This is a genomic window from Chitinimonas lacunae, assembly GCF_042650885.1.
GTDB classification, from domain to species: domain Bacteria; phylum Pseudomonadota; class Gammaproteobacteria; order Burkholderiales; family Chitinimonadaceae; genus Chitinimonas_A; species Chitinimonas_A lacunae.
Map to the genome: position 1 here is coordinate 1,464,691 of NZ_JBHSBU010000001.1, position 24,994 is coordinate 1,489,684.

The 24,994-nt window shown below is 55.6% G+C and carries 22 protein-coding genes and 2 pseudogenes; 6 read left to right on the forward strand and 18 right to left on the reverse strand.

The window, feature by feature from the left end; genetic code table 11:
- Positions 1-121: 121 nt before the first annotated feature.
- Positions 122-1,221, reverse strand: a protein-coding gene (locus ACFOW7_RS06205) for an IS3 family transposase (RefSeq protein WP_378162174.1) whose coding sequence is annotated in 2 segments (ribosomal slippage) — positions 122-960 and positions 960-1,221 — 1,101 coding nt in all. Because the reading frame shifts where the segments join, the coding sequence is not laid out codon by codon here.
- Between the two features lie 80 nt (positions 1,222-1,301).
- Positions 1,302-1,691 carry a hypothetical protein gene (locus ACFOW7_RS22025; RefSeq protein WP_449252216.1) on the reverse strand — a complete coding sequence of 130 codons (390 nt, stop codon included), beginning with the start codon at positions 1,689-1,691 and terminating at the stop codon, positions 1,302-1,304.
- A 424-nt stretch (positions 1,692-2,115) separates the two neighbouring features.
- On the opposite strand from ACFOW7_RS22025, the gene ACFOW7_RS06210 reads away from it, so the two are divergent.
- Positions 2,116-3,296 (forward strand): IS3 family transposase gene (locus ACFOW7_RS06210; RefSeq protein WP_378162176.1). Its coding sequence is split into 2 segments (ribosomal slippage): positions 2,116-2,383 and positions 2,383-3,296, totalling 1,182 coding nucleotides; the frame shifts between segments, so codons are not numbered across the junction.
- Between the two features lie 252 nt (positions 3,297-3,548).
- Here ACFOW7_RS06210 and ACFOW7_RS06215 read toward each other — a convergent pair.
- The 6 genes from ACFOW7_RS06215 to ACFOW7_RS06240 all read right to left on the reverse strand — a co-directional run bounded on the left by ACFOW7_RS06215 (position 3,549) and on the right by ACFOW7_RS06240 (position 11,081).
- The gene (locus ACFOW7_RS06215; RefSeq protein ID WP_378162178.1) at positions 3,549-4,166 is read right to left on the reverse strand and encodes an immunity protein Imm33 domain-containing protein; all 618 of its coding nucleotides are present in this window, start codon (positions 4,164-4,166) and stop codon (positions 3,549-3,551) included.
- A gap of 103 nt (positions 4,167-4,269) precedes the next feature.
- A complete protein-coding gene (locus tag ACFOW7_RS06220) occupies positions 4,270-4,578 on the reverse strand; it encodes a hypothetical protein (RefSeq protein ID WP_378162180.1) in 309 nt (102 codons plus the stop codon).
- Positions 4,579-4,929: 351 nt separating this feature from the next.
- The gene (locus ACFOW7_RS06225; protein ID WP_378162182.1) at positions 4,930-5,499 is read right to left on the reverse strand and encodes a hypothetical protein; all 570 of its coding nucleotides are present in this window, start codon (positions 5,497-5,499) and stop codon (positions 4,930-4,932) included.
- Positions 5,500-7,842, reverse strand: coding sequence for an RHS repeat-associated core domain-containing protein (locus ACFOW7_RS06230; protein WP_378162184.1), 2,343 nt, complete (start codon positions 7,840-7,842; stop codon positions 5,500-5,502). It lies immediately after the preceding gene.
- A gap of 6 nt (positions 7,843-7,848) precedes the next feature.
- Positions 7,849-10,176 carry an RHS repeat protein gene (locus ACFOW7_RS06235; protein WP_378162186.1) on the reverse strand — a complete coding sequence of 776 codons (2,328 nt, stop codon included), beginning with the start codon at positions 10,174-10,176 and terminating at the stop codon, positions 7,849-7,851.
- A 320-nt stretch (positions 10,177-10,496) separates the two neighbouring features.
- The gene (locus ACFOW7_RS06240; protein WP_378162188.1) at positions 10,497-11,081 is read right to left on the reverse strand and encodes a DUF4124 domain-containing protein; all 585 of its coding nucleotides are present in this window, start codon (positions 11,079-11,081) and stop codon (positions 10,497-10,499) included.
- A gap of 186 nt (positions 11,082-11,267) precedes the next feature.
- On the opposite strand from ACFOW7_RS06240, the gene ACFOW7_RS06245 reads away from it, so the two are divergent.
- Positions 11,268-11,591: a helix-turn-helix transcriptional regulator gene (locus ACFOW7_RS06245; RefSeq protein ID WP_378162190.1), complete on the forward strand. Its 324-nt coding sequence runs from the start codon at positions 11,268-11,270 to the stop codon at positions 11,589-11,591.
- Between the two features lie 720 nt (positions 11,592-12,311).
- On the opposite strand, the pseudogene ACFOW7_RS06250 reads toward ACFOW7_RS06245, so the two are convergent.
- Positions 12,312-13,049, reverse strand: a pseudogene (locus tag ACFOW7_RS06250) (primase-helicase family protein); the annotation flags it as partial.
- Positions 13,050-13,125: 76 nt separating this feature from the next.
- On the opposite strand from ACFOW7_RS06250, the gene ACFOW7_RS06255 reads away from it, so the two are divergent.
- Positions 13,126-14,306, forward strand: a protein-coding gene (locus ACFOW7_RS06255; RefSeq protein ID WP_378161821.1) for an IS3 family transposase whose coding sequence is annotated in 2 segments (ribosomal slippage) — positions 13,126-13,393 and positions 13,393-14,306 — 1,182 coding nt in all. Because the reading frame shifts where the segments join, the coding sequence is not laid out codon by codon here.
- A gap of 486 nt (positions 14,307-14,792) precedes the next feature.
- Entirely contained in the window at positions 14,793-15,761 is a 969-nt protein-coding gene (locus ACFOW7_RS06260; protein ID WP_378162192.1) for an IS30 family transposase, read from the forward strand.
- A gap of 107 nt (positions 15,762-15,868) precedes the next feature.
- On the opposite strand, the gene ACFOW7_RS06265 is transcribed toward ACFOW7_RS06260, so the two are convergent.
- From ACFOW7_RS06265 to yghU, 3 genes and pseudogenes are all read right to left on the reverse strand, one after another.
- Positions 15,869-16,267 (reverse strand): hypothetical protein, encoded by a 399-nt coding sequence (locus ACFOW7_RS06265; RefSeq protein ID WP_378162194.1) that lies wholly within the window; start codon positions 16,265-16,267, stop codon positions 15,869-15,871.
- A 285-nt stretch (positions 16,268-16,552) separates the two neighbouring features.
- Positions 16,553-16,876: pseudogene (locus ACFOW7_RS06270) on the reverse strand (transposase); the annotation flags it as partial.
- 108 nt (positions 16,877-16,984) lie between these two features.
- Positions 16,985-17,863, reverse strand: coding sequence for a glutathione-dependent disulfide-bond oxidoreductase (gene yghU, locus ACFOW7_RS06275; RefSeq protein ID WP_378162196.1), 879 nt, complete (start codon positions 17,861-17,863; stop codon positions 16,985-16,987).
- A gap of 247 nt (positions 17,864-18,110) precedes the next feature.
- On the opposite strand from yghU, the gene ACFOW7_RS06280 reads away from it, so the two are divergent.
- On the forward strand, positions 18,111-18,449 hold the full coding sequence (locus ACFOW7_RS06280; RefSeq protein ID WP_378162198.1) for a ribonuclease E inhibitor RraB: 339 nt from the start codon (positions 18,111-18,113) through the stop codon (positions 18,447-18,449).
- An 87-nt stretch (positions 18,450-18,536) separates the two neighbouring features.
- Here the strand turns inward: ACFOW7_RS06280 and ACFOW7_RS06285 are convergent, their stop codons facing one another.
- The 6 genes from ACFOW7_RS06285 to ACFOW7_RS06310 all read right to left on the reverse strand — a co-directional run bounded on the left by ACFOW7_RS06285 (position 18,537) and on the right by ACFOW7_RS06310 (position 22,899).
- Entirely contained in the window at positions 18,537-18,719 is a 183-nt protein-coding gene (locus ACFOW7_RS06285) for a DUF7336 domain-containing protein (protein ID WP_378162200.1), read from the reverse strand.
- A 203-nt stretch (positions 18,720-18,922) separates the two neighbouring features.
- Positions 18,923-20,482: an alkyl hydroperoxide reductase subunit F gene (ahpF, locus tag ACFOW7_RS06290; RefSeq protein WP_378162203.1), complete on the reverse strand. Its 1,560-nt coding sequence runs from the start codon at positions 20,480-20,482 to the stop codon at positions 18,923-18,925.
- Positions 20,483-20,656: 174 nt separating this feature from the next.
- Positions 20,657-21,226: an alkyl hydroperoxide reductase subunit C gene (gene ahpC / locus ACFOW7_RS06295; RefSeq protein WP_378162205.1), complete on the reverse strand. Its 570-nt coding sequence runs from the start codon at positions 21,224-21,226 to the stop codon at positions 20,657-20,659.
- Between the two features lie 558 nt (positions 21,227-21,784).
- Positions 21,785-22,087, reverse strand: coding sequence for a hypothetical protein (locus ACFOW7_RS06300; RefSeq protein WP_378162207.1), 303 nt, complete (start codon positions 22,085-22,087; stop codon positions 21,785-21,787).
- 74 nt (positions 22,088-22,161) lie between these two features.
- A complete protein-coding gene (locus ACFOW7_RS06305; RefSeq protein ID WP_378162209.1) occupies positions 22,162-22,515 on the reverse strand; it encodes a hypothetical protein in 354 nt (117 codons plus the stop codon).
- Between the two features lie 114 nt (positions 22,516-22,629).
- Positions 22,630-22,899, reverse strand: a complete 270-nt coding sequence (locus tag ACFOW7_RS06310) for a hypothetical protein (RefSeq protein WP_378162211.1) — start codon at positions 22,897-22,899, stop codon at positions 22,630-22,632.
- Between the two features lie 366 nt (positions 22,900-23,265).
- Here ACFOW7_RS06310 and ybaL point away from each other — a divergent pair, with 366 nt between their 5' ends.
- Positions 23,266-24,990, forward strand: coding sequence for a YbaL family putative K(+) efflux transporter (gene ybaL / locus ACFOW7_RS06315; protein WP_378162213.1), 1,725 nt, complete (start codon positions 23,266-23,268; stop codon positions 24,988-24,990).
- Positions 24,991-24,994: the final 4 nt, after the last annotated feature.

Below are 24,994 nucleotides of genomic sequence, written 5' to 3' on the forward strand. Positions count from 1 at the left end.
ATTAGACCACTACATCTGGGGTTTGGTGAACCTACCGGTAGGTAACATCTTCCTGCGCCCCTGCTCACACTTGTTTGGCCTTAGAACGGTGACCTCCTCCCGCTTAACCGAGCGGTCGGAACTAGAGATTCCCAGCTTCAAGGTGAGCGCGTCGGAACTCGCTCGGGGTCAGGTTGCCCAGCGAACTGTGCGGGCTGAATTCGTTGTAATCCTGTCGCCAGCGTTCGATCTTGTCGCGCGCATCGTCCAGCGACAGGAACCAGTGCACGTTCAGGCATTCGTCCCGCAAGCTGCCGTTGAACGACTCGATGAACGCATTATCCGTGGGTTTGCCGGGACGTGAGAAGTCCAGCGTCACCCCATGCTCATACGCCCACTGATCCAGCGCCACCGAAATGAATTCGCTGCCGTTATCGACCCGAATCCGTTGTGGCGTCCCGCGCAGCGTCTGCAGGTGCCGCATCGTCGCCACCCCATCGGCCGCTTTCAGCGCGTAATCCACCGTGATCGCCAAGCTTTCCCGGCTCCAGTTATCCACCACAGTTAACGCCCGGATCTTCTGGCCGTTGAACAGCTGATCGGCGACGAAATCCATGCTCCAGCAGTCGTTCAAACTGGAGATCGCCGGCCGCTCCTGCCGGTGTGCTGCAGCCGCACGCCGTCTTGGCCGCTTGCGCCGCAGATTCAGCCCTTCCTCGCAGTAAATCCGGTAGGTCTTCTTGTGATTGATCAGCCAGCCCTCGCGCCGCCGCAGCACATGAATGCGCTGGGCGCCGTAACGGATGCGCGTGGCGGCAATCTCCCGGATCCGCTGGCGCTCGGCGCGGTCATCGCGCGGCCGTGGCCGATAAAAATAGGGGGCTTGGCGCAGCTGCATCACCGCCGTGGCGCGACGAATGCTGACGCGATACGCGCCGATCAGAAAATTCGCCAGCTCGCGTTTGCGAGCCGGCTTCACAGCTTTTTTTGGATGACCTCCTGCAGCATCTGCTTGTCCAGGCTCAGGTCGGCCACCATGCGCTTGAGCCGGGCATTTTCTTCTTCCAGCTGCTTCAAACGGCGTAGTTCGGTCACGCCCAGGCCGCCGTATTTCTTCTTCCAGTTGTAGAAGGTCGCCTCGCTCACGCCCATCTTGCGGCAGACCTCCGCCACGGTCGTGCCCGACTCGGCTTGGCGCAGCGCAAAGGCGATCTGCTCTTCGGTGAACTTCGATTTTTTCATGACAAATCGCCCGGATAGGCTCAAATTTGCCAGAAATCTCTACTTTTGAACGCTACGGTTTTGCGGGGGGAGGTCAAAGACTAAACCCACCCAAGACCCATCTGATTACAAAAAATGTTTCGACACCCAATTTTCACAAGCACATCCCCACCTTCTAAATGAACCCAAATCATGGATTCCCCCAAAGGAAGTACGGGATGCCCTATTGAGGTTGAAAACATAAAGTGCTGACTTACTAAAAGATCGCTCACGGCATCACCCTCCACAAAGTCGCATTTTACTTCCCCAATGTAACATGCAAACCCATCTTCATCAGAGAAAATGTTCTGAAAATTCAACAAGAAACAATCAGAACATTCCAATATCGCTAGTGGCATGCCTTGGGTCATGTCTGACAGCACGACCTGAACACTTCGACCGTCGGGTGATACGACCAGCTTGTCAAGATTTACATCTTTCCATAACAGCATTTTTTCGCCCTATCGCTCGTATTATTTAACATAGTGTCCTGTCGAATGGGATTGATCGGGCAAGCGCTGCCCTTCGTAGTTTACACGCTCGTTATACTTCCCGCTTCCATCAGTCTTCCAGACCCTTCTGGTGGGTATAACCTCTCCATCAGGTTTTATCGTAACCTTGGAGCCATCAGGTCTCGTCCACGTTTCATACCCCCCTTCGCTGGTTCCTTTATTCTGATATCCCTTCTGTTCCAAATCCTTACGAAGCTCTTCTCTGGTTTCTGGGCGTTTAGATTGGCCGTCATTATCATTTCCTTCTGGAGGTGAAGAATTAGCGCCGGCACTTCCATTGCTTGCCCCACTTGTAGAAGTTGTAGTGGTCTAATTTGGCCGGACACCTCGATAGGTGGATGATTCACCAAGCGAGGAGAAATGGATGAGTAAAAAGCGCAGAACGTTCGACGCGGAGTTCAAGCTCCAGGTCGTGAAGATGATCAAGGACGAGGGGCTGAGTGTCGGCCAGGTTTGTCGTGACCTGGACCTTGGTGAGACGGCGGTCCGTCGCTGGCTGGGGCAGTTCGAGGCCGAGTTGTCGGGGCAGCGTGGAATCGGCAAGCCCCTGACGGCGGAGCAGCAGCGCATTCGAGCGCTGGAGGCGGAAGTGAGGCGGCTACGCGAGGACAACGCGCTGTTAAAAAAAGCATCGGCCTTCTTCGCCCGGGAACTGAAGTGATCTACCGGCGCATCGCCCAACTGCAGAAGAAGGCCGGCAACGTGGCGAGGATGTGCGAGGTTCTGGGAGTGAGCCGGTCGGGTTACTACGCGGCTCAACGGCGCAGCGGCCGGAAAACCAAGGTATGCCCAGTCAGCGTCCGGCTGCAGGCGGCCTTTGTCCGTTCGGGGCGTTGCTATGGTAGTCGGCGTTTGCAGGCGACGCTGCGTAGCGAAGGGATCAAGTTGGGCCGCCACCGGGTGCGTCGTCTTATGCGTGCTCACGGGTTGCAGGCCACTTGGAAACGCAGATTCCGTCACACGACGGACAGCCGGCACGGCCTGCCCACGGCGGCCAATGTGCTGGACCGGCAGTTCGAACCAGCGGCGCCTAACCAAGCTTGGGCGTCCGACATAACCTATCTACGCACACGCAGCGGCTGGCTCTACCTGGCCGCCGTGATGGACCTCTTCTCGCGCAAGATCGTCGGCTGGGCCATGGCGCCGACGATGCCAGCCGAACTGGTCTGTTCCGCGCTGCAGAGGGCTATCACCCAGCGTTGCCCAGCACCCGGTCTGATCGTGCATTCTGACCGAGGCAGCCAGTATGCCAGCGAGGCTCACCGCCGCCTGCTCGAACGCCATGGCTTGCGCGCGAGCATGAGCCGAAAAGGCAACTGCTGGGATAACGCCGTGATGGAACGCTTCTTCCTGAACCTCAAGATGGAACGGGTCTGGCAGCGTGACTATGCCAACCAGGCTGAGGCTAAACGCGACGTCACCGACTACATCGTCGGCTTCTACAACAGCGTGCGCCGGCACTCGAAACGGGGCTATCTGTCGCCCAACGCTTATGAGCGTAACTGGACAGAAAAACACCCTATCGTCGTGTCCGAAAATACTTGACCACCACATAGATCGAATGGAGCGGAACAAACAATAATTGCCAAGGATCGGCAAGTTCATATTCTAATCACCTTCGCTACCCAGTAAAAATGGGCCCGGCAATGCGCCGGGCCCCATCGCCGTCCCTACGGGACGTTGAGCGCATCCTCAGCAGAGGGGCATCTTGATTACTTCAACAATTCGCTCATCGTTTTGCTGATGTCGCAACGCACCGATAACTGGACTCACGACCGGCAAATTGACCACTGCCTATCACCTTTGCGCCTTAGGATCGAGCTTCACCTCGCCGTTGTCCGAGTAAAAGCGATATCCATAAGGCAATCCTAGAAATTGGATCAGCTCTGGGCGCTGTTGCACTAAGTGATATGCATGGACCTTCTGCAAGGTCTTAGTGTCGCCATTGTATAGGTCAGTTGTTATCCACCATCCGGACATATGCTCAGGGGATGGGTACCTGACTCCCTGGACATCCCCCCCTTCGTACACACCCACGGAAATTACAACATTCTGCTCTAAGTAAGGAGGTACAAATTCAGCAGAGTGCTTTGCACATAGGCGGTTTTGATCTACCCAAAATCTAATTGCGTTGCGTATTCCCGGAACAAATTCCATTGTTTCCGGATCTAGCTCCCAAAAAGTGATTTTTTCCGATGCCATAGCAACGGCTTTCGTTAACCAAAAACCATAGCGAACAGTTTCTCCTGCCTCTATCTTCCCGCCGAGAGATACATAATTTAAGAGAAATAGCAGAAAATCTCTATACGCATCTATGTCGCTATGACTAGGCGCCGCGACGGAGAATTCGTAACCAGTTGACTGCATTAGTCCGTCAGTTTCGACGGTCAAACCATTCCGTACAAGGATGTTCATGGGAGCTTGCCCTGCAATTGTTTGCCACGAATTTGACCGCCTTGCGACTTACTACAAGTCTTGCAATGAGGGTAGAGCTGCTGCGCCCCACTTGGTGGTGGGTTCAATGCGTTCGGTGGCTGATGGTCGGGGATAAAGTGCCCACTTTTTGTACCGGGCTCACGGTCGCCGCAAGTGTGACAGCCTGTTTTGTTTCCGATTTCATCGATATCGCTTCTTTCCAAGGCTTTCGGCCAAGCCAGTTGTTAAAGTCGGAACGGATAGGGTTAATATTCCAAGGTTGATTTTTAACGACATCCGGCACTCGTTTTCCGATACCTTGATTTCTTTCAAAAAGCCAATGGTGGCGCTGCACACCATTTGGATCGGCATGATGTTGTTTTTGCTCATCCACTTTCGTGTGGCATCCCATGTGTGACTTCCAGCAGTTTTGAATTTGAATGCACCTTTAAAAAGTCCATCATTAATCCACCACCAACCATCGAGAGCCCAACACCAGTCCAGTCTACGCAGCTCCAATCCCCATCATTTTGGTATAATTGCCACCCCAATTCAGCTCCCCCGAAAACCAGCCCCCACGCAAACTCGCCAGTTGGGTCGATTTCCACTAAGGGATTGACATGAGCGTAAACGTACGTATTTACGCCGTCGTATAGCCCTGATAGTCCCAGGGGTTCAAACGATTTGTTGGCGGCTCCAGATAAAAGAAGGCCCGGGCGTTTAATGAGATGCCCGGGCCTCAAAATCGTACCAAGAGGCGATATTAATCGGCCTTAGCACATTGTATGGATTGGACCCATGTCGGCAGGGGATCTCTGTTCGCAATCTCCCCTTCAAAAAATATGAATGACTTCCCCATGGAATTAAGACCATGAGCCGTTTCAAGCACTTTTTTTACACCAGCGGGATCCAGAGTAAGCAAAGGGCCAATCGTCAAATCATTAACTTTGCTGCATATTTTTAAATCCAACAAAACTCGGCTTGTTCCTGGAAGACTTAGCAAGTCTGAATTTTTTTTGACATCAAATTCTTCCATTATTTCTGTAGCCACGCGGGGGTCATTCAAGTATGTACTGATTCTTCCGTGAAGGCTTTTTCGGGCCAGCACGCCCCACCAAGATTGGTTCAAGCACTTCCAAGCATCAGAAAAATCAAACTTTGGAATATTGTGCTTTTGGTCAAATTGCGTTTTCAGATAACAAAATACGAGCCTTTCCAGGTCCCCACTTATAAATCCAGGGAGCTTTAAACAATAAGTGTTGCCAGATCTTACGTGAAATTCCGGCAGCAACATATTTCCCAGTCGACCTGGGTTTATTTTGACGTCATACATTTAAAGCCCCACTTTATTTCTAAGTGCCCCCCAAAAACTTCTAGAAGGCATTGGTCGATTACCCATTGGGGGTTCCCGGTTCGTCCATTGACCGTGTTTTAGCAGCTGGCGTATATAATGCGGATTTCCTGTTTCCTTATACAGTTCCTGAGCTGCCGCCATACGATGATTCCCTTCTGATAAATGATATGTTCCATCAGGGCTACGTATTCCTCCTATGCGCAACTCAGGTTTTTCATATTGGAAACTCCCATTTCGCATAGCATCTTTGATGCCGTCTATTTGCTTTGGGTTTTTCAAGCCAACTTGCTGAGACCGAATCCTGGGCGGTTCCCAGTTCCAGTCCTCGTCATCATCGGGGCCATTGGGCGGCAAACTTGCGCTATTCGGGCCAGCTGCACTCTGCGCCTGAGTGCCGCTCTTCTTAGAGTTTTCCGACATCTGGCAAAGTTTATCTCCTGCCCAGATACCGAGACCCAGACCAATTGCTGCCCCTACAACTGAACCAACAGGACCTGCGAAACTTCCGAATTCAGCACCCTGGACAGCGGTGAGGATAGGATTTGTACCCTCGCTATCCTTATATTTAGACGGATTATTAAGAACATAGGCGTATGTGTTAATGCCTCCTACAAATCCAAGAGGGTCGCTTTGTGCATATCGTCCTGTAACCGATTCATAATCCCGGAAGAAGTTATAGTTCAGTCCGGTTTCCTGGTCGAAGTATTGGCCCGGGAAACGCAGGTTATAGACGAGCTTCTTCTTATCCTGATCCGGGTCTTCATCGGGTGCGCTGTTACCAAATGCATCGGACTCCCAACGCCACACGGCTTTATTGCTGACAGGGTCACTGACCGCCCTAGGCGTGCCCAGGTGGTCCGGATGGACATAGTAGACCGACGTTTTGCTGGGGCTCTTAGCGTCCGGTTGAATCGTGGCAATCGGCAGCTCCCCTAACCACACCGTTTCCTGGATCAGGCTACCGTCGGTCTTGTACTCGCCCAGCAGATGACCTTGCTCATCGTAGACAAACCGAGCCCCTGTCTTGACCAGCCGTTCCCCCCAAGCATTGTGGCTGTACTGATAGGTCTTGCCATTTGTGGTGACTTTGACCAGCCGTTCCGCCCCGTCGTACTCAAATGTCCGGGTGCCATCGCTTTGCAGATGACCCGTCGCGGTATAGGTCCGCGTCTGGGTGCCCAGACTCGTCAGCCGATTACTGGTGGCCTCAATCGTTGAGGCAGTGGTCGTGCCATTACGGCTGACCTGGGTCCGGTTACCGTTGGCGTCGTACTGATAAGCGTCGTTGCGATTGGTCGCGGTTTCGCTCGTCAGCCGATCCAGCTCGTCATAGCCAAATTCCTGCGTCCGCTTGGCATCTTGCAGGTCTTCTTGCTGCTTGACATTGCTGGCCCCGTCAAAGATCAGCCGCTTGGCAAAGATGCCAGCCGACTCGACTCGGTAGAGGCGACCGTTGGTGTCATAGAGCCGGGTATGGTGCAGCCCATTTGCCCAGGTCCAGCCCTGCGGTCCACCGAAGGGTTGATACACCACCTGCGTCAGCAACGGCTTGCCGTCCAGATTGATCGCGACGATCTGACCGTTCTGCCGAACATAGTCGATTACCCGACCTGATGGCGTCGTCAGCCCGGATAGTTGATTCGCCGGTGTCCAGCGATAGCTCACCGTTTGCGTCAGCGTGCCAATCTGCTGGGTTTTGGCTTCCAGTCGGCTTTGGCTGTCGTAGCGGTAGCGCGTGGTCGCGGTGTTGTCCTTGACCTCACTGAGCCGGCCGACGTTGTCCCACTGGAAGGTCCAGTTCGGTCCGCCTGCATGACGCTGTTCCGTCAACCGCCCAGCAGCGTCGTACTTGAACTGGGTGGTTTGCCCGGCGGCATTGGTTCGGGTCTTGATCCGACCATCAATCTCGCGGGTTTGGCTACTGGTCCCGGTGTCGGGACTGATCTGCTTCACCAGCTCATTGAAACCGTTGTACTGATACTCGGTGACCAAGCCCTTCGGGTCCGTCACCTTGACCAGGTTGTCGCGACGGTCGTAGCCCAGCTTGGTAATCCCGCCCTTGGGGTCACGGATCGTGGTGAGCCGGTTAAACGCATCGTATTCGTAGCGCGTGGTCCGGCCGAGATGATCAGTCGCTTCGGTCCGGTTGCCGTTGGGGTCATAGCCATAGCTAACCCAACTGCCATCAGCTTGGATGACCTTGGCCAGCCGACCCAGCTGATCAAACTCTTGTTTAAGGGTGTGGGTAATGGCTGCCTGAGAAGGCAGGGCGGCCAGGGCCGCCGCCAGCGTGAAGACGCTGGCGAATCGAGGAAATCGCATAAGAAACTATTCGCTGTCTTGTTGAGTCGGCAGGCTGTTCGGGGCGATCAAGGATGCCTGCTGGGCATCCACGTCGGCCATCGCAGCGGCCAAGGTGCCGTTGGCGTCCTGCACATCCTGTTGAAGTCGATTACCGGCGGCATCCAACACGTAGCGGATGCTATGGCCCTGGTTGTTGCGGATACCGACTAACCGGTGGGCTGGGTCGTACTCGTAATCGATCTGGCTGCCATCGGGCAGATTGACCTGCTTGAGCAGGCCCGTCGGCGCGTATTGGTAGCGCGTCACAGACTGACCCTCGCTGTAGGTCAGCAAGCGACCCCGAGCGTCGTAGGTCATCGATGTCACCACGCCATCAGGACGAGTAATCGACAGCGGTTGACCATGGGCGTTGTGAGGACCATACGTCGTGACCAGCCCAGCAGGATCCTTGACCGAGACCAGATTACCCGTGGCGTCATAGCCAAACTGGGTGCTGCGGCCTGCCGGATCGGTCATGCTCATCAAGCGGTTGGCGCTGTCGTAGCCATAGCGCCAGCTTCGTACTGAACCCTGTGCCTTGATCGTCTTATTGGTCAGGTTGGCACGCTCGTCGTAGACCAGGCTGATGGTTTCATCCTCGGTACGGATCTCGGTCGGCAGGCGGAATGTCGCATGCCATTGCGTAGTGAACGCCCGAGGCGCCGAGCTGGTCGCGGCTTCAATCCGCGTCACTTCCAGATCACGGACCGGGTCGTAGGTGAACCACGTCACATTGCCGTTGAAGTCGGTCTGTTCTTGCGGATTGCCAGCCGAGTCGTAGGTAATTTTGCTTGCACTCGACGGGCAGCCTGAACCCGAGGGTTGGGAGTTACCGATCGGCAGTACCCGACGGCCAATCCGTTGGAACCGGAACAATCGCGGTGCGCCTTGGGGACTGATCTGCATCGCCGCCGAGAAATCACCTTCTCTTGCAAAGCTCAGGGTATAGCGATCTATGCCGCCAGCGTGCTCAGAACTGACCGCGGCGCCGTCTCGGTTGTAACTCCAGGTGGCAAAGCGCACACCGTTCTCATCAATCAGGCCCGACAGCTTGTCGGCACGGGTGGGGTCGTCGTGGACATACTGACGGGTTGTCCCATCGGCATGCGTGACCTTGGCTAAGTAGCCCTTCGGCGAATAGTCAAAGCTCGCCACCAGACCTGTCGTGCCCGAAGCATTGCCGCTCTCGACTTTGCTGAGCCAATCGTCTTCGAGTCCACCCAGTGTTTCCCGACGGTAGGTAAAGGTCAGCGTGCGACCCGTGGTTTCATCCTTGACTTGGCTCAGCAGCTTGTCGGCATAGGTCAGCGTGTAGCGCTTGCCGCCCCCTTCGATGAGCGAGACCAGATTGCCCTTGGCGTCGTAATGCTCGGTGTTCAGGCCATCGAAGACGGTAAAGCCCGTCGGGCCAATGGTCAGCTTGAGGGTGTTTTTGTCGGTCGCACCGATAATCCGGCCATCCGTCGTGGCGGAGAAAGAAGCCCCATCGGTACGCTCCAGCCGGTAGAACAACAGACGCGGTTTCGGGCCTCGATCAGTCGGAGTGACATGCCCCACACGCTCCTTCCAATCCGGGTCCATATCGCGCGGAAGGCCTGGATCAATGAAATAGGAATAGATCGGCAGTACCCGGGCGTGCCAATTGTGGCGCCAGCCTAAGCCCTGTTGATGCTTTAGACCCGTGTCATGGCTGTTATAGAACCGGACAAAAGGTACGCCCAGCAAGGTATCAATTTCACGCTGGAATTTATTGCCTGTCGCGGTATTGATCGGATTGCCCGTGCATTCCTTAGGCATCCCCAAATTCGGATCAGCCGTATCGTCCGGGTCGCGCTCTTCGGGTTTCGGATTAGGCTTGCACTGATCCGGCGACACATCTTTCACCAGATACTCGCCCTCGGGGCAAATCTTGCGGCAGCGCTGGCTGACTTTGCCAAAGAAGGTTCCATCTGGACAACCAATGATAGCGCGGAGAATAACGCCGGTAAGATAGCCTTCCCCATCAACAGTCAAGTCATAGCACTTGGCTCGCATACCATTGGGCGCCAAGCACTCATAAGGACCTTTGGTGACTTTCCACCAATTCCGTTTAGGCTTCGGGTAGAAATGGTCTACCCATCCTGAAATACTGGTGCTTTCGATACAGGCATTAAAAATGTCACAGACTTTGGGATAGGGAATGGTGGTGCCATCGTCATCGGCAGCCAGGGTGAGCGGAGAGATTCCCAACAAGGACACGGCAATAGCAAGTTTTCGAATACTGCGTGGACCATGACCCATAGGGAAAGCAAGATGGTTTAACCAGCTTTTCATTCAATGACCAAAAAATAAAAGTAAAAATCGACCCTGGATGTGCAAGAACCTGCACACCAAGTTTCAGGATCAACCAAGGGGGAAAAATTATATCATGCCAGCTCAGGCAGGACTACCGTTTCCCTTAAGAAACAACCTGTTTGAGTGAGGTGCGGTGCAAGTGGTGCATTTGCACTTTTAGTTTTTGGCAATTGGAAGTGACTCATGATTTGGAAATACCAATACAGTTCTGTGTTTGAACAAATCACCAGTTAACGAGCATGACAGCGTTATCAAATAGCGCCGATCAAACCGCCACCTCAGCTGCCTGACCTTGTCCCTCACGGGCACTGCAACATTCCCCCGACCACCATACAGCCATTAGTGCCCACATAAGCATTTCCGCTTCGCCGATAGAACTGCCCGACGTTATCGAAGCAGCCTGACCCATTACAGTGCGTGAAGGTGATGGGAGACGGCGGCATATGAACTGCTTGCGGGGTCTTCATTGGCGCATTGGCCGGCTGCTCCACCTCACCGACCTGCCCACTCAGCACTTGGCAAGCCCTATAAGCCCGGGTGAAATCGCCCATCTTCTTGGGCTCTTCCACCATCTTCCGGCAGGCCTCTACGCGCAGGCGCTCCAGCTCTTCCGCCCGCTCGTCGATGCCTTTCGCGCTCTTGCGCGCATTCACCCCAGGTTCGGTTTGGGAGCCTTGCATCTGGCTAGCCTGAGCCCGCAGACGCTGACCATCAACGATGGCGTTATCCACGATGCGGACCTGCTCTGCGGACTTGCTAGTGGATGGGCAAGGCGTCTGGGAGTAAGTGACCTTGCCATCGTTTCCGATGCACTTATTGACGCCGGCAACGGCCGGCAGAGACAGCAGGACAGTCAGAAATAGGTGAGTGAATTTGGTTTGCATGATGATGCTCCCGCAAGATGAGTTCGTTTTCGTCCTACGTCAGCGATGCCTCTAGAGCCACAGCCTGCGTGGCAGAAAGAATCGCTGCAGGAAGGTTGAACAAGCATTTATTACATATATGTAATTTTATGCATTCTATGCGGTATGCGGTTTGTCCGCAAAGTCCTCGTTGGGGACACTGCCGAGATGAATCTCGGGTACATCATCAGAACGCTTCGGGAAGCTCGAAACTGGTCGCAAGACCAGCTAGCCCATGAGGCTCAAACCACAGCCGCCACGGTCTCGCGGATCGAAAACAGTAAGCAGGACACGACGGTCGAGCTGGCAGGAAAACTCGCAGCGGCCTTTCAGATGCCGGCTTACGAATTGATCGCCATGGCAGAAGGATATGAAAGGGTGAGTGAACCCTTGTCCGTTCCCGAAGAAGGGCAGTTGGTTGATGCGTATCGGAGAATGGATAAGAACAAGCAGCAAGCTGTTCTTCAGTTGATGGAATGGCTAAAACGGTAGACCTACGGATTTACGGCTTGCTCACTCCTTGCTGAACACCGACTCTTCTGCACCTCTTATTCCCGCCCCGTAGAGGCTGATTGGCGACCTTGCTCCTTAGCGACGACGTCAGGGCTAAGCCAGACCCGCAGATAGCGTCCATGGCCCTTGCTGCGCTCAAACCAGACCCGTTTTCTGCGCCACCCGGCATCTAGCAGAGTTTGACTTAATTCCTGCGATGAAAAGCCCAGCGCACTCGATAGCTCCTCCATCGACCAATGGCGGTGCCTTGCGGCAGGAGGGAGTGAGGCGTACCAAGCGTCATGCTTAGCCCGGGCTTTTGTCACCCCCTCCTGACAACCGTTCACAGGCGGCACGGCTTCCGCTTGCAGCTTGTCGGCTTGGCGCCGTAGCTGCGCAATATATGCACGCATTCTGATATACCTTTCAGGACGGGGTGGTGGTTACTTACCACATGCACTTTTAGCCACCCTCATCCACCCAATATTGGGCAGGGTGGCAAGCTGGGTTCTAGCTATACCTAGCTGCATCCACCCTATCCACCTATCCAGCTAATTTATTTAAGTAATCCACTTTCCTGTTTGAGGTCTACCTACATGCGCATGCATATAGAAGAACCCAATTTAGGGTGGCTGGCTGGATACGGTGGATGAGCCCAGGTTTTATGCGGCTTTCCGCAGACAAGCGGCTGTCTAATTAAGGTGGCTAGGGTGGCTAGAATCACGGTTTTTCCTTACCAGTGCGCACCCAATATTCGAACAGAGCTTTCGTTTGTGCTTGATCGGGAAAAAGCCAGCAACGAACCTGCCGTCCTCCTACGATGGGGCGGACATCTTGGACATGCCTGCCGAATATCTTGCTGATCATCCTCCCTAACACCGTCACAGTTGCCTGGTGATTCCGCCCCACGGTGCCGGATCGCATTGTGAATTCGTGAAATGCTGTGCTTAGACCTTGGCGAGGTTGTTGGCAGACCCACCCACTGTCTTGGGGGTGCAATGCCTCCTCCTCTATGCGTTCCCAAAGGAACTGCGCACTCAAAGGTAAACTCGCCAGCTTCTGCTCATGCAATGCGTTGGTCTGGGGCACATCCCTTACATTGAAATTTCCCAATTTGTAATGGAGCAGGTCATACAGCATGGCTTCTAGACCACCATTATTTAATTGGTTTTGAAGCGCGTGGAAGTAGGCCTGATCACCTTGCTTCGCCGCACTCACGTCGAGCACGAAAAACCGTCGCTCATCAACTGAGGCAGGAACTACCCATTGAGAGTTAGAAGCCATCAAAATATGAAGGCAATTCGACACCATTTCAGCATCCACCCCCTTTCTCTCGATCAAAATTTGGGGTTCAGTGATTAACTGCTTAAGCACACTCTCACTCTTCTTGTCGCCCGCATAAAATGCCTCATCTGCAAACAAAAAGGAACAGCCATGCAGATGAGCATTAAAATTGCCGACAAGATGTTGTGTAGTGGTCTAATTTGGCCGGACACCTCGATAGGTGGATGATTCACCAAGCGAGGAGAAATGGATGAGTAAAAAGCGCAGAACGTTCGACGCGGAGTTCAAGCTCCAGGTCGTGAAGATGATCAAGGACGAGGGGCTGAGTGTCGGCCAGGTTTGTCGTGACCTGGACCTTGGTGAGACGGCGGTCCGTCGCTGGCTGGGGCAGTTCGAGGCCGAGTTGTCGGGGCAGCGTGGAATCGGCAAGCCCCTGACGGCGGAGCAGCAGCGCATTCGAGCGCTGGAGGCGGAAGTGAGGCGGCTACGCGAGGACAACGCGCTGTTAAAAAAAGCATCGGCCTTCTTCGCCCGGGAACTGAAGTGATCTACCGGCGCATCGCCCAACTGCAGAAGAAGGCCGGCAACGTGGCGAGGATGTGCGAGGTTCTGGGAGTGAGCCGGTCGGGTTACTACGCGGCTCAACGGCGCAGCGGCCGGAAAACCAAGGTATGCCCAGTCAGCGTCCGGCTGCAGGCGGCCTTTGTCCGTTCGGGGCGTTGCTATGGTAGTCGGCGTTTGCAGGCGACGCTGCGTAGCGAAGGGATCAAGTTGGGCCGCCACCGGGTGCGTCGTCTTATGCGTGCTCACGGGTTGCAGGCCACTTGGAAACGCAAATTCCGTCACACGACGGACAGCCGGCACGGCCTGCCCACGGCGGCCAATGTGCTGGACCGGCAGTTCGAACCAGCGGCGCCTAACCAAGCTTGGGCGTCCGACATAACCTATCTACGCACACGCAGCGGCTGGCTCTACCTGGCCGCCGTGATGGACCTCTTCTCGCGCAAGATCGTCGGCTGGGCCATGGCGCCGACGATGCCAGCCGAACTGGTCTGTTCCGCGCTGCAGAGGGCTATCACCCAGCGTTGCCCAGCACCCGGTCTGATCGTGCATTCTGATCGAGGCAGCCAGTATGCCAGCGAGGCTCACCGCCGCCTGCTCGAACGCCATGGCTTGCGCGCGAGCATGAGCCGAAAAGGCAACTGCTGGGATAACGCCGTGATGGAACGCTTCTTCCTGAACCTCAAGATGGAACGGGTCTGGCAGCGTGACTATGCCAACCAGGCTGAGGCTAAACGCGACGTCACCGACTACATCGTCGGCTTCTACAACAGCGTGCGCCGGCACTCGAAACGGGGCTATCTGTCGCCCAACGCTTATGAGCGTAACTGGACAGAAAAACACCCTATCGTCGTGTCCGAAAATACTTGACCACCACATTGAGAGTTCGAAAGATGAACCGCGTTTCGCCCAAACAGCTTTACTAAGGCATTGCCTAGGGTGCCTTTACCTGTACCCTTCCCCCCTCGCAATACTACCGCTACGCCAGGTGGGGTACCGGGCTGCTGAACTAGCCATGCCATCCAGGCATATAAATAACGCGCATGGTCAGCATTGCTAGAGCAAATTACCTCCAAAATATGTTTTTTTAATAAGCTCCAATCTCCAGGTCGAGGCTGAACAGCGAATCCTTGCCAGAGATTGAAATAGGCGGCAGAGCAACCATTCGGGGCAAAGACTACTCCCTCATACTGTCTACGTGCCAGATGATGAAACCAAGCCCTAGCAGCATTAACATTTTTTCTTCTGCCGCGGCGAATTCAAATTTGAAGTGCAATCGGGAAGCAAAGAAAAAAGCAGAGGGAGGCGAAGTGCTATAGGATGAGCTTCCGTTTTCCGCCAAGAAAATAAAAACCCATGAATTCCTACAGGCACTTCAGCCAAGCCGAACGATACCAGATAGAAAAAGGGTTGGGGGAAGGAATTTCACAAAAAGCGATTGCTGAGTTGTTGGGTAGAAGTTCGTCCTCAGTGAGCCGAGAAATCAAGCGAAACGGTGGCCAGCCGGGGTATCGAGCCGTAACAGCTCAAGAACGCAGCAGTCAAGTAAAAAGAACTGGCTCGCACATAAAAGAATGCCTGTGGCAAGAAGTCGTGCTCAAGCTAAAAGAAGATTGGAGTCCTGAGCAAATATCGGCTTCATTAGGCAAGGCCATCAGTCATGAGACCATTTATCAGTGGATTTATGCCAACCCGGAGAATGAGCTGTGGCGCCATCTACGCCGCCGCCAACCGCGTCGGCGTCCATGGCGACGAGGGGTAAAGCGTTGCATCCTGATGAATCGTCGAGACATTTCGGACCGCCCAGCGGTGGTGGAAAGCCGAGAACGGGTGGGTGACTGGGAAGCCGATACGGTGATTGGGGCGGGTCAAGCAGGGGCGATCTTAACGCTGACCGAGCGTAAAACAGGTTTAATGTTGGCCTATCCGCTAGCGAAGAAAACGGCCGAGGCGGTCAAGATAGGCATGATCCATTTATTGATGCCGATTCGGGAATGGGTCAAAACGATTACGAGTGACAATGGGACAGAATTTGCGCGTCATGAACAAATTACTGAAGCATTGGAAGTCGATTTCTTTTTTGCTAAACCGCACTCTCCTTGGCAGAGAGGGAGCAACGAAAACACCAATGGCCTATTGCGCCAATATTTCCCCAAAGGATCACCCTTGGATAAAGTGCGAGAGGCCGATGTTCACTTTGCTATGCAGCGCTTAAATACTCGCCCGCGAAAGCGGTTTGGCTATGTGGCGCCCCTGCAAAAATTCGAAAAACTGACGGGAACGACGCAAGTCCATCATTTAATTGGAATTGCACTTCGAAATTGAATTCACCACCTTCAACGTCAGCATGATTTGAATGACTTGATCGCTCGGGGCATTCGTAGGGTTATGCAACAAGGCCTCTCAAACGCTATCGCTGTGCCATCGCACAGCTAGTATGTCGCATTACAAAATACTGAAACAACCTTGTCTGCTTCAAACCATATCTGCAGTCCAAGCGAGAAGTATTCATATGGAATCTGCTGCTCATTGTCCGATACCCAGACTGCCTCGCCTATCTCGTCAGGATTTCCCAACGCTGCTATTAGATCCGCAGGTGACATGCCGATAAGACAGATTCCATCTATTACACAATCCTGAAAGCAAGCAATACATATGATAGTGTCGTCTTTTATGTAAATGTCGACTTCATCATTCTTTCTGAATATGCGCCATTTGGTTTCTTCGTCGTAGCTGTCTGGGCACTCGACGTAACCGGCAGACATAAGAAACTGAAAATTGGCGCCGAACAGAACGTCATCGACAGAAACTCTTGGCTTTATTTTGTGCATCGTTATTTCATCCAGTGCATTTCGCTCTTCGCCCTACGTTGAGCGGTTTGCTTTATATTTTTTATCTTTTGCTCAATTTTCAGGCACTCGCGCTTCGAGGTTGTGTTTTTTAGGTCCTCATCCAGTTTGTCGATTTGCTTTTTGGCCTTCTCCAGTGCATTTCTATCACCATATGGATCGCTTTTTCCCGTTTTAGGACGACGCTCGTCATCCGGGTCCTCGTCTCCAGAGGGCTTTATTGCATAACCCAATCTCAGGTCGAGTTACCCCTTTGCTGGACGGAATTCAGGGGTGAGCCACCGTGGTGGGCATGCCCAGCAGCACGAAGCGATTCAAGATCGCACAGCGTACGGGGATTTCGGCGACCTGCCGTTCAGGGTGTCGGGCCGGCAGTCGCTCGCCGAGCCGCTTGAAGCAATGCATTGCGGTTTCTACCAGGCTGCGCCGATGGTAGCCGCTCCAGCGCTTCCAGATCGCCCGCCCCACGCGCTTGATCGCGGCCAGTTTGTCGTTGCGGTGGGCTGCCCAGTCGGTCTGCTCCCGCCAAGGCTGGGCATCCCGGCGCGGGGGAACCAGCAATTCGGCGCCCCACGCCTGAACGGCGCGATAGACCAGTGTCCGTCGGCTCCATTGAAAAAGCCCTGATCACTCAGGGCTTTTTCTTTTCATCTGCTTGCCCGCTCCACAACTGAGCGGTCTGCAAAGGCGTTGAACAACTCAACCCTCGGCCACCAACTTATCCTGGGTTTTGCTATCGAAGTCGCTTGCCGCATGGCGCTCATGCAACTGGCCCGACAGCTCGCCCCAGGTGCGGTTGACCATGCGGCCGCGCTTCACGGCCGGGCGTTCGGCGATCTGGGCGGCCCAGCGCTGCACATTGGCATAGGTCTGGACCTGAAGGAATTCGGCCGCTTCGTAGATTTGCCCCAAAGCCAGAGCGCCGTACCAGGGCCAGATGGCGATATCGGCAATCGTGTAATCGTCTCCAGCCAGATAAGCGGTCTCGCCCAGGCGCCGATCGAGCACGTCGAGCTGGCGTTTGGCCTCCATGGCAAAACGGTCGATGGCGTATTCGATCTTGGTCGGGGCATAGACATAGAAGTGGCCGAAGCCACCGCCGAGATAAGGCGCGCTGCCCATCTGCCAGAACAGCCACGACAGGCATTCAGCACGTTTGGCCGGATCAGCCGGTATAAGCGCCCCGAACTTGTCCGCCAGATGCAGCAAGATCGCGCCGGACTCGAACACCCGCACCGGCGTCGGCCCGCTGCGATCCAACAGCGCCGGAATCTTGGAGTTCGGGTTCACCTCGACAAAGCCGCTGCTGAACTGATCGCCGTTGTTGATCCGGATCAGCCAGGCATCGTACTCGGCCCCGGTGTGCCCCAGCGCCAACAGCTCTTCCAGCATGATCGTCACCTTCGCCCCATTGGGGGTGGCCAGGGAATAGAGCTGGAGCGGATGCTGACCCACGGGCAGTTCCTTGTCATGGGTCGGTCCGGCAACAGGACGGTTGATATTGGCAAACTGGCCGCCGTTTGCCTTGTTCCAGGTCCAGATCTTCGGCGGGGTATACGGGGCGGTCGTGTCGGTCATGCGGTGAACTCCGAGTGAGAGGATGGCTAGGACAGGCAGAACGAGACCCTTCATGCGTTCTGGCCCATAAGGCTTCTTCCTTTGCTGTCTCAATGGGGATGAATGCCGACTTCATCAACCCTAGGGGGCCAGGTTCTTAAAGGTATTTATCTCGCCAACGGATGCACAGCCATGAAAAATCCGTTCAGAAAAATCGGGAACTCAGTATTATCTCCAGCCTCGACACCACTCACTTGCGCCCAAAACCATGAACACAGAAAGAAATTTAAAAGACTTCCCTGCGAATGATAATGGGGATGTTTTATGGCGGATGTTCTGCAGCGGTGACAATCTTGCAAAACCTCGGGAAATAGAGTTTTTCCTGACATTTCCTGAAGAATCGGCTGCTCTCGACTGTGCTCGCTTGCTTTTGCAATCGAGACACAGGATTTCCCTAGCCCCCCATCACGGCAAATGGCAGCTTGCCATTTACCCTTATATGCAGCCAACGCATGAGAACATAACAAATTTTGAAGTGTTTTTAGAAAGCAGCGCTGCTCCCCTTGGCGGCGAAAATGATGGATGGGAATGCTTTGAGCAAAGTTAAATCCCCTCCAGCCTCAAGATACTATCCTAGCTGGCTACTTACTCTTAACCTGGGATAAGAATGAAATAACTTTCGGCCCAATGGCCCTTACCATATCTCATATTCTTCGATATGAAATCGATCGGGATACTCTGAAAATCCTGGCAAAATCTTTATCCGCTTCACCGCCTCTTCAGCGTCTTGCTTAGTAAGATAAATGCCGATAAATTTCACATCCTCATCTTCATTTGGCAGCGGGTGGATATGATTAACCAGAAATACTGTTTCCATGAAAACCCCTCTACAGGCCATCAATTATTACGGGAAATCAAAAATACATACACTGTTCAAATGTCAGCCCACACCATATCAAAAAGCAGAAACAGGCCTTCGACACCGAACAAAGACAACTCAGCCGATCCAATTTCCCGAATCGGCTGAATAATCTCAAGAGCAGCACCTAACCAGCACAGCCATATCGTTTCACTTTCGCATCAACGACCTGAGCGGATCAGATAATCGAAGGCTCCCAGACTGGCCTTGGCGCCCTCGCCCATTGCAATAATGATTTGTTTGAAGGGCACAGTCGTCGCATCGCCGGCCGCGAAAATACCGGGGGTGGACGTCTCTCCACGCTCATCGATTTCGATTTCGCCGCGTGGTGACAGCTTGACGGCTTCTTTCAGGAAATCGGTGTTGGGCAGCAAGCCGATCTGCACAAAGATGCCTTCGAGCGCTATATGGTGCTCGGTGCCCGAGACACGATCCTTATAGCGCAGGCCGTTCACCTTCTGCCCATCACCCGTCACTTCGGTGGTCTGCGCTTGCAGGATGACCGTCACATTCGGCAGGCTGCGCAGCTTTTGTTGCAGGACGGCATCGGCGCGCATGGCGTCGCCGAATTCCAGCAAGGTGACATGGGACACGATGCCCGCCAGATCGATCGCGGCCTCGACACCCGAATTGCCGCCGCCAATCACCGCTACCCGCTTGCCCTTGAACAGTGGACCATCGCAATGCGGGCAGAAGGCCACGCCACGGGTCTTGTATTCGGCCTCGCCGGGGACGTTCATTTCGCGCCAGCGGGCACCGGTCGCCAGAATCAGGGCTCGGCTTTTCAGCGTTGCGCCCGAGGCCAGGCGGACCTCATGCAAGCCGCCCTGCTGCTCTGCCGGCAGGACGCCGACGGCGCGCTGCAAATTCATGATGTCCACTTCGTAGTCGCGGACGTGCTGCTCCAGGCCGGCTGCGAGCTTGGGACCTTCGGTCGCCTTGACCGAGATAAAATTCTCGATCCCCAGCGTATCCAACACCTGACCGCCGAAACGATCGGCCACCACGCCCACCCGGATACCTTTGCGTGCAGCGTAGATCGCTGCCGAAGCGCCGGCAGGGCCGCCGCCGACCACCAGCACGTCAAAGGCGGCTTTCTGGCTCAGTTTTTCCGCCTCGCGGGCAGCGGCGCCGGTATCGACCTTGGCCAGGATTTCCTCCAGGCTCATGCGTCCCTGCCCGAAAGGCTGGCCATTCAGGAAAATGGCCGGTACACCCATGATCTGACGCGCTTCCACTTCCGCCTGGAACAGCGCGCCGTCGATCATCGTGGCCTCGAAATTGGGGTTGAGCGCGGCCAGCGTATTGAGCGCCTGCACCACATCCGGGCAGTTGTGGCAGGACAGCGAAACAAAGGTCTCAAAGCGGAAATTGCCCTCGATGGCCTTGATCTGCGCAATCACGTTTTCATCGAGCTTGGGGGCATAGCGACTGACCTGTAGCAGCGCCAGCACCAGCGAGGTGAATTCGTGTCCCATCGGCAGCCCCGCGAAATGTACCCGTGGCGCCTCGCCTTCTCGGGCGATGGCAAACGAGGGACGGCGCGGGTTGTTGCCGTTTTCGCGGACGCTGACCTTGTTCGACAGCTCGGCGATTTGGCGCAGCAGTTGCCGCATTTCCTGCGAAGCGGCGCTGTCGTCAAGCGAGGCGATCAGTTCGATGGGGGAAACCAGACGTTCCAGATAGGTCTTGAGCTGGGCTTGGATGGCGCTGTCGAGCATGGTGATCTCCGATGTCAGGCGCGTCCCCGGCCCGGCCGGTGCAAGGGATGCAGATAAGCGGTGTACAGGGGAAAGCCTGTGGTTTTCCGCTGGGCACTACCTGTGGCTTCAGTCTGCCCAGGCGCAACCCGGCTGCGGGCTGTCCTGGGCAATCTTCAGGTGACTTGAGCTGAGTTAGATCTTGCCGACCAGATCCAGCGACGGAGCCAGGGTCGTGGCGCCTTCTTTCCACTTGGCCGGGCAGACCTCACCCGGGTGGCTCGCCACATACTGCGCAGCCTTGACCTTGCGCAGCAGCTCTTCGGCATTGCGGCCGATGCCCCCGGCGTTGATTTCGATGATCTGAATCCTACCCTGCGGGTCGACCACGAAAGTACCGCGCTCGGCCAGTCCCTCTTCCTCGATCATCACGCCGAAATTGCGGGTCAGCGTGCCGGTCGGGTCGCCCACCAGCGGGTACTCGATCTTGCCGATGGTTTCCGAGGTGTCGTGCCAGGCTTTGTGGGTGAAGTGGGTGTCGGTCGAGACACCGTAGATTTCCACGCCCAGCTTCTGGAATTCGGCGTAGTTGTCAGCCAGATCGCCCAGCTCGGTCGGGCAAACAAAGGTAAAGTCGGCTGGGTAGAAGAAGAACACCGACCACTTGCCCTTGACGCTGACGTCGCTCACGGTGACGAAGTCGCCCTTGTGGTAGGCAGTGGCTTTGAACGGCTTGATTTCGGTGTTGATCAGCGAGGTATTCATAAGATTTTCTCCTGTCGGTTGAACAGTGCGGGTTGACGGAGTGAATCTTAGGGAGGAGGGCAACATTGATCCAATTGATTGTTCTTCTGATATCAATAGCAATTTTCTATATTGCTTCGGCTGTCTGTTATTGAAGAAATCAATGGCAGAGATCGTGAATCCTCATTGGTAACTTGGCGATCCGCCTACCAGAATCACGCTACCTCTTTGATTTTTCAGCCAGGAGCCCGTCATGCTCACCACCCGTTCTGTCGCCGTCAACAAAACCCAGTTCTGGCTTGGCATGCTGTGCAATACGGCCGGTCTGCTGATCCTGGTATTCCATATCCTGCCCAATGCGCTGAAGTGAGGGGATAGCGGCTACCTCGGCGACTGCTCAACCGGACCTTTCCCAGCGAACCGACTGGACCTCCATCAAGTCCAGCCAGCCCCTGAAAGACACGCTCAGGTCGAGCAAAGCGGAAAACAGATGCCTCAGCCGCCGTCAGCGCGCTGAGAGCGAGTGGGAGAAGAGGTGATCGGGCAGTTGAGTGGCCTGGGCATCAGGCCACTATCTCGCTACTTGCGCTCATCGATGGTAATGCGCTCATGCGTCAGCACCCGCAGCTTGCCGACTTGGGGTTCGATCGTGGCGCCTGGGTCGCGCGGGTCTTTCAAAGCCGCCTCGGATGAGGCTTTCACCGTATATTTCACCCCATCGACCTGGACGGTGCGCTTTTCATTGGGCTTGAGTGTCAGTTTGTGCAGGGTGCCTTGGGTGGTTTCGAACTGAACGGTCAACAGCGTGGCCCGTTTCGAGGCGGCCAACACCGGCAGTGACAGGCCGATCAGCAATACCAGCACCAGCTTATGCGTTTTCATCTCTGCTCCTCCATGGGTTGCCGGGACAGACAGCGTGTCAGCCGACGCTCCCGTTCGCTCGCCATATCGTCCCGCTACGGTAGACAGGCCAGTACATGCTTGTGGGACAGGCCCAGGCGCTCCAGCTCATCCTCGATCAGTTTGAACACCAGTACCGCCGGCATCCCCTCGGGACTGTGGCGCGCCACCTTGTACTGAAAGCCGGCCAGACGATGCAGCAATTCGTTGAACCGGCGCAGTTCGCGCGGCTGGCTGACCTCGTCGGTGCCCGGCTCGTAGGTGCCGCGTGCATACAGTGAAATCCGGTGGGATAGGCAGCTCAACCACACCAATTGCTCAAGCTGGCTCTTCTTGCGAAATAGGCGCAGTTGTTCCTGCCAGGCGGGTGACAGCATCGCAGTCTCCGCCGATAGGGTAGCTTCCAGCATTTTTCTTCCTTTTCAATAGATTGCGGCATGAAGTGAAAAAGACCAGCGGGAATAGGCTGGTCTTGGGGTGCCATGGTTGCGACGGACCGGTAGGTCCGCCGCCAGGCAGTCCGGCTATTCCGCCTTGAACTCGACCTTCTTGCTTTCCAGATGGATCTTCTTGCAGACGGCCCGCTGTCCCTGCTCGTCGTGCGAGCCCTGGTAGAGGTAGTAGGTATTGCCGTGCTGGAGCTTTTCGATGCCCTTGTCCACGGTGACTTCATAGGTGTCCCCGCTCTTGTGCGGCCACGGGCCGGTACCCCAGGCCAGCGGATCCCACTTGCCATGAACCTTGTTCGGCCGGCAGATCGTCAACTTCTGCTTGTCGCCTTTGCTCTGTTCCATGTCCAACCTCCTTTATGCGCCCGCCGGCAACAAGGGTCTGAAGCGAAGCGGGCATGGCGCCTGAGACCTGGGGATTTCCCTGTACGCCCGGCACCAGACAGCCGGAGCGCCTGTCTGTGTTATCAATATCCGTGCCAAAAAACATCTCGCTCATCCTCAAGCCAAGAAGCCATTTTTAGACAAAAAAGCATTAAATATCCGTAAATTTGACATGAAAATCCCATGTAAAGCCGGGCGCGCTGACACCTGCCCGACCAGGGCAATCTATCGATTCGATCGCCTCACTGCCTTCCATGGACGGCCATATGACTGATCGTCAGGTTACACTTCCAGTCGCAGTTTTTTGACCTCACCACAGGAGCAGGGATGCCACACGAACTCAGTCTTATCAGCACCATTGCCGCCGGCTTCGGCCTTGCCTTGATCATGGGATTCCTGGCTTCACGACTGAAAATGCCGCCGTTGGTGGGTTATCTGCTGGCGGGCATCATTATCGGGCCGTCAACGCCAGGTTATGTGGCCGATATGGCCCTGGCCGGCCAGTTGGCGGAAATCGGCGTGATGCTGCTGATGTTCGGAGTGGGATTACATTTCTCGATGCAGGATCTACTGGCGGTCAAGCGGATCGCCATTCCCGGCGCCATCGTCCAGATCGCGGTCGCGACGGCCATGGGTTGTGCCACCGGCCTCTACTGGGGCTGGTCGCTGGGTGCTTCGCTGGTGTTTGGCCTGTCGCTGTCGGTCGCCAGTACCGTGGTGCTGCTGCGGGCGCTCGAGGCCAAAGGGGTGCTCGAATCGATCAACGGTCGTATCGCCGTGGGCTGGCTGGTGGTCGAGGACCTGGTCATGGTGCTGGTCCTGGTGCTGCTGCCCCCGATGGCCGGGCTGCTCGGTGGCAAGGTCGAGGTCGCGCATGGGGCGGCGAGCGATAGCAATCTGTGGCTGACGCTCGGTCTGACGCTGGCCAAGGTTGGCGCCTTTATCGCCTTGATGCTGGTGGTGGGCAAACGGGTCTTCCCGATGCTGTTGTGGCAGGTCGCCCGGACCGGCTCGCGTGAGCTGTTCACCCTGTGCGTGGTCGCCGCAGCGGTCGGGGTGGCTTACTGCTCGGCCAAGCTGTTCGATGTGTCGTTTGCGCTCGGCGCCTTCTTCGCCGGCATGATGATGCGCGAATCGGAATTCAGCCATCGGGCGGCCGACGAATCGCTGCCGCTGCGTGATGCCTTTGCCGTGCTGTTCTTTGTCTCGGTCGGCATGCTGTTCGACCCGCGTGTATTGCTCGACGAGCCGCTGCGTGTGCTGGCGGTCGCTGCCATCATCATCCTCGGCAAGACTGTCGCGGCCGTGGTGCTGGTGCTGCTGTTCCGCTATCCGCTCAATACCGCGCTGACGGTCGGAGCAAGCCTGGCGCAGATCGGCGAATTCTCTTTTATTCTGGCCGGTCTTGGCGTGGCGCTGGGCCTGCTGTCGGCAGCCGGGCAAAGCCTGATCCTCGCCGGAGCCTTGATCTCGATTGCGGTCAACTCGCTGGTGTTCTCGCTGATCGAACCGGTACTGGCCTGGATGCGCCAGCATTCCGAACTGGCACGGCGACTCGAACGACGCGACGATCCACTGGCCGAGCTGCCCACCACGGTCGATCAGGCCCATCTGACCGGGCAAGTGGTACTGGTCGGTTACGGCCGGGTCGGCCGCCGCATTGCCGGGATGCTGACCGAACGAGGTATTCCCTATGTGGTGGCCGAGCAGAACCGCGAAATCGTCGAGAAGCTGCGGGCGCAGAATATCCCGGCCGTGTCGGGCGATGCGTCGGACCCGGCCGTGCTGATCCAGGCCCATATCGCCCGTGCCGGCATGCTGGTGATTGCCACGCCCGATACCTTCCAGGTCCGCAAGATGGTGGAAATCGCCCGCACCCTGAACCCCGCCGTCGAAATCATCCTGCGCAGCCATAACGAGGAGGAAGCCCGTCTGCTCAGCCAGGAAAATATCGGCCAGGTGTTCCTGGGCGAAGAAACCCTGGCAGTCGGGATGGGGGGGCATGTGCTGGAGCGGATGGGCAAGTCCAAACAGCCCATTGCGGCCCATTAAGGAT

Coding starts and splice junctions, on each gene's coding strand:
- ACFOW7_RS06240 (WP_378162188.1), bottom strand. CDS start 11,081: ATGCAAACCAAATTCACTCACCTATTTCTGACTGTCCTGCTGTCTCTG.
- ACFOW7_RS06310 (WP_378162211.1), bottom strand. CDS start 22,899: ATGGAACAGAGCAAAGGCGACAAGCAGAAGTTGACGATCTGCCGGCCG.
- ACFOW7_RS06285 (WP_378162200.1), bottom strand. CDS start 18,719: ATGGAAACAGTATTTCTGGTTAATCATATCCACCCGCTGCCAAATGAA.
- ACFOW7_RS06265 (WP_378162194.1), bottom strand. CDS start 16,267: ATGCACAAAATAAAGCCAAGAGTTTCTGTCGATGACGTTCTGTTCGGC.
- ACFOW7_RS06245 (WP_378162190.1), top strand. CDS start 11,268: ATGAATCTCGGGTACATCATCAGAACGCTTCGGGAAGCTCGAAACTGG.
- ahpF (WP_378162203.1), bottom strand. CDS start 20,482: ATGCTCGACAGCGCCATCCAAGCCCAGCTCAAGACCTATCTGGAACGT.
- yghU (WP_378162196.1), bottom strand. CDS start 17,863: ATGACCGACACGACCGCCCCGTATACCCCGCCGAAGATCTGGACCTGG.
- ACFOW7_RS06300 (WP_378162207.1), bottom strand. CDS start 22,087: ATGAAAACGCATAAGCTGGTGCTGGTATTGCTGATCGGCCTGTCACTG.
- ACFOW7_RS06230 (WP_378162184.1), bottom strand. CDS start 7,842: ATGCGATTTCCTCGATTCGCCAGCGTCTTCACGCTGGCGGCGGCCCTG.
- ACFOW7_RS06305 (WP_378162209.1), bottom strand. CDS start 22,515: ATGCTGGAAGCTACCCTATCGGCGGAGACTGCGATGCTGTCACCCGCC.
- ACFOW7_RS06235 (WP_378162186.1), bottom strand. CDS start 10,176: ATGAAAAGCTGGTTAAACCATCTTGCTTTCCCTATGGGTCATGGTCCA.
- ACFOW7_RS22025 (WP_449252216.1), bottom strand. CDS start 1,691: ATGCTGTTATGGAAAGATGTAAATCTTGACAAGCTGGTCGTATCACCC.
- ACFOW7_RS06220 (WP_378162180.1), bottom strand. CDS start 4,578: ATGGGATGCCACACGAAAGTGGATGAGCAAAAACAACATCATGCCGAT.
- ACFOW7_RS06215 (WP_378162178.1), bottom strand. CDS start 4,166: ATGAACATCCTTGTACGGAATGGTTTGACCGTCGAAACTGACGGACTA.
- ahpC (WP_378162205.1), bottom strand. CDS start 21,226: ATGAATACCTCGCTGATCAACACCGAAATCAAGCCGTTCAAAGCCACT.
- ybaL (WP_378162213.1), top strand. CDS start 23,266: ATGCCACACGAACTCAGTCTTATCAGCACCATTGCCGCCGGCTTCGGC.
- ACFOW7_RS06260 (WP_378162192.1), top strand. CDS start 14,793: ATGAATTCCTACAGGCACTTCAGCCAAGCCGAACGATACCAGATAGAA.
- ACFOW7_RS06225 (WP_378162182.1), bottom strand. CDS start 5,499: ATGTATGACGTCAAAATAAACCCAGGTCGACTGGGAAATATGTTGCTG.
- ACFOW7_RS06280 (WP_378162198.1), top strand. CDS start 18,111: ATGAACACAGAAAGAAATTTAAAAGACTTCCCTGCGAATGATAATGGG.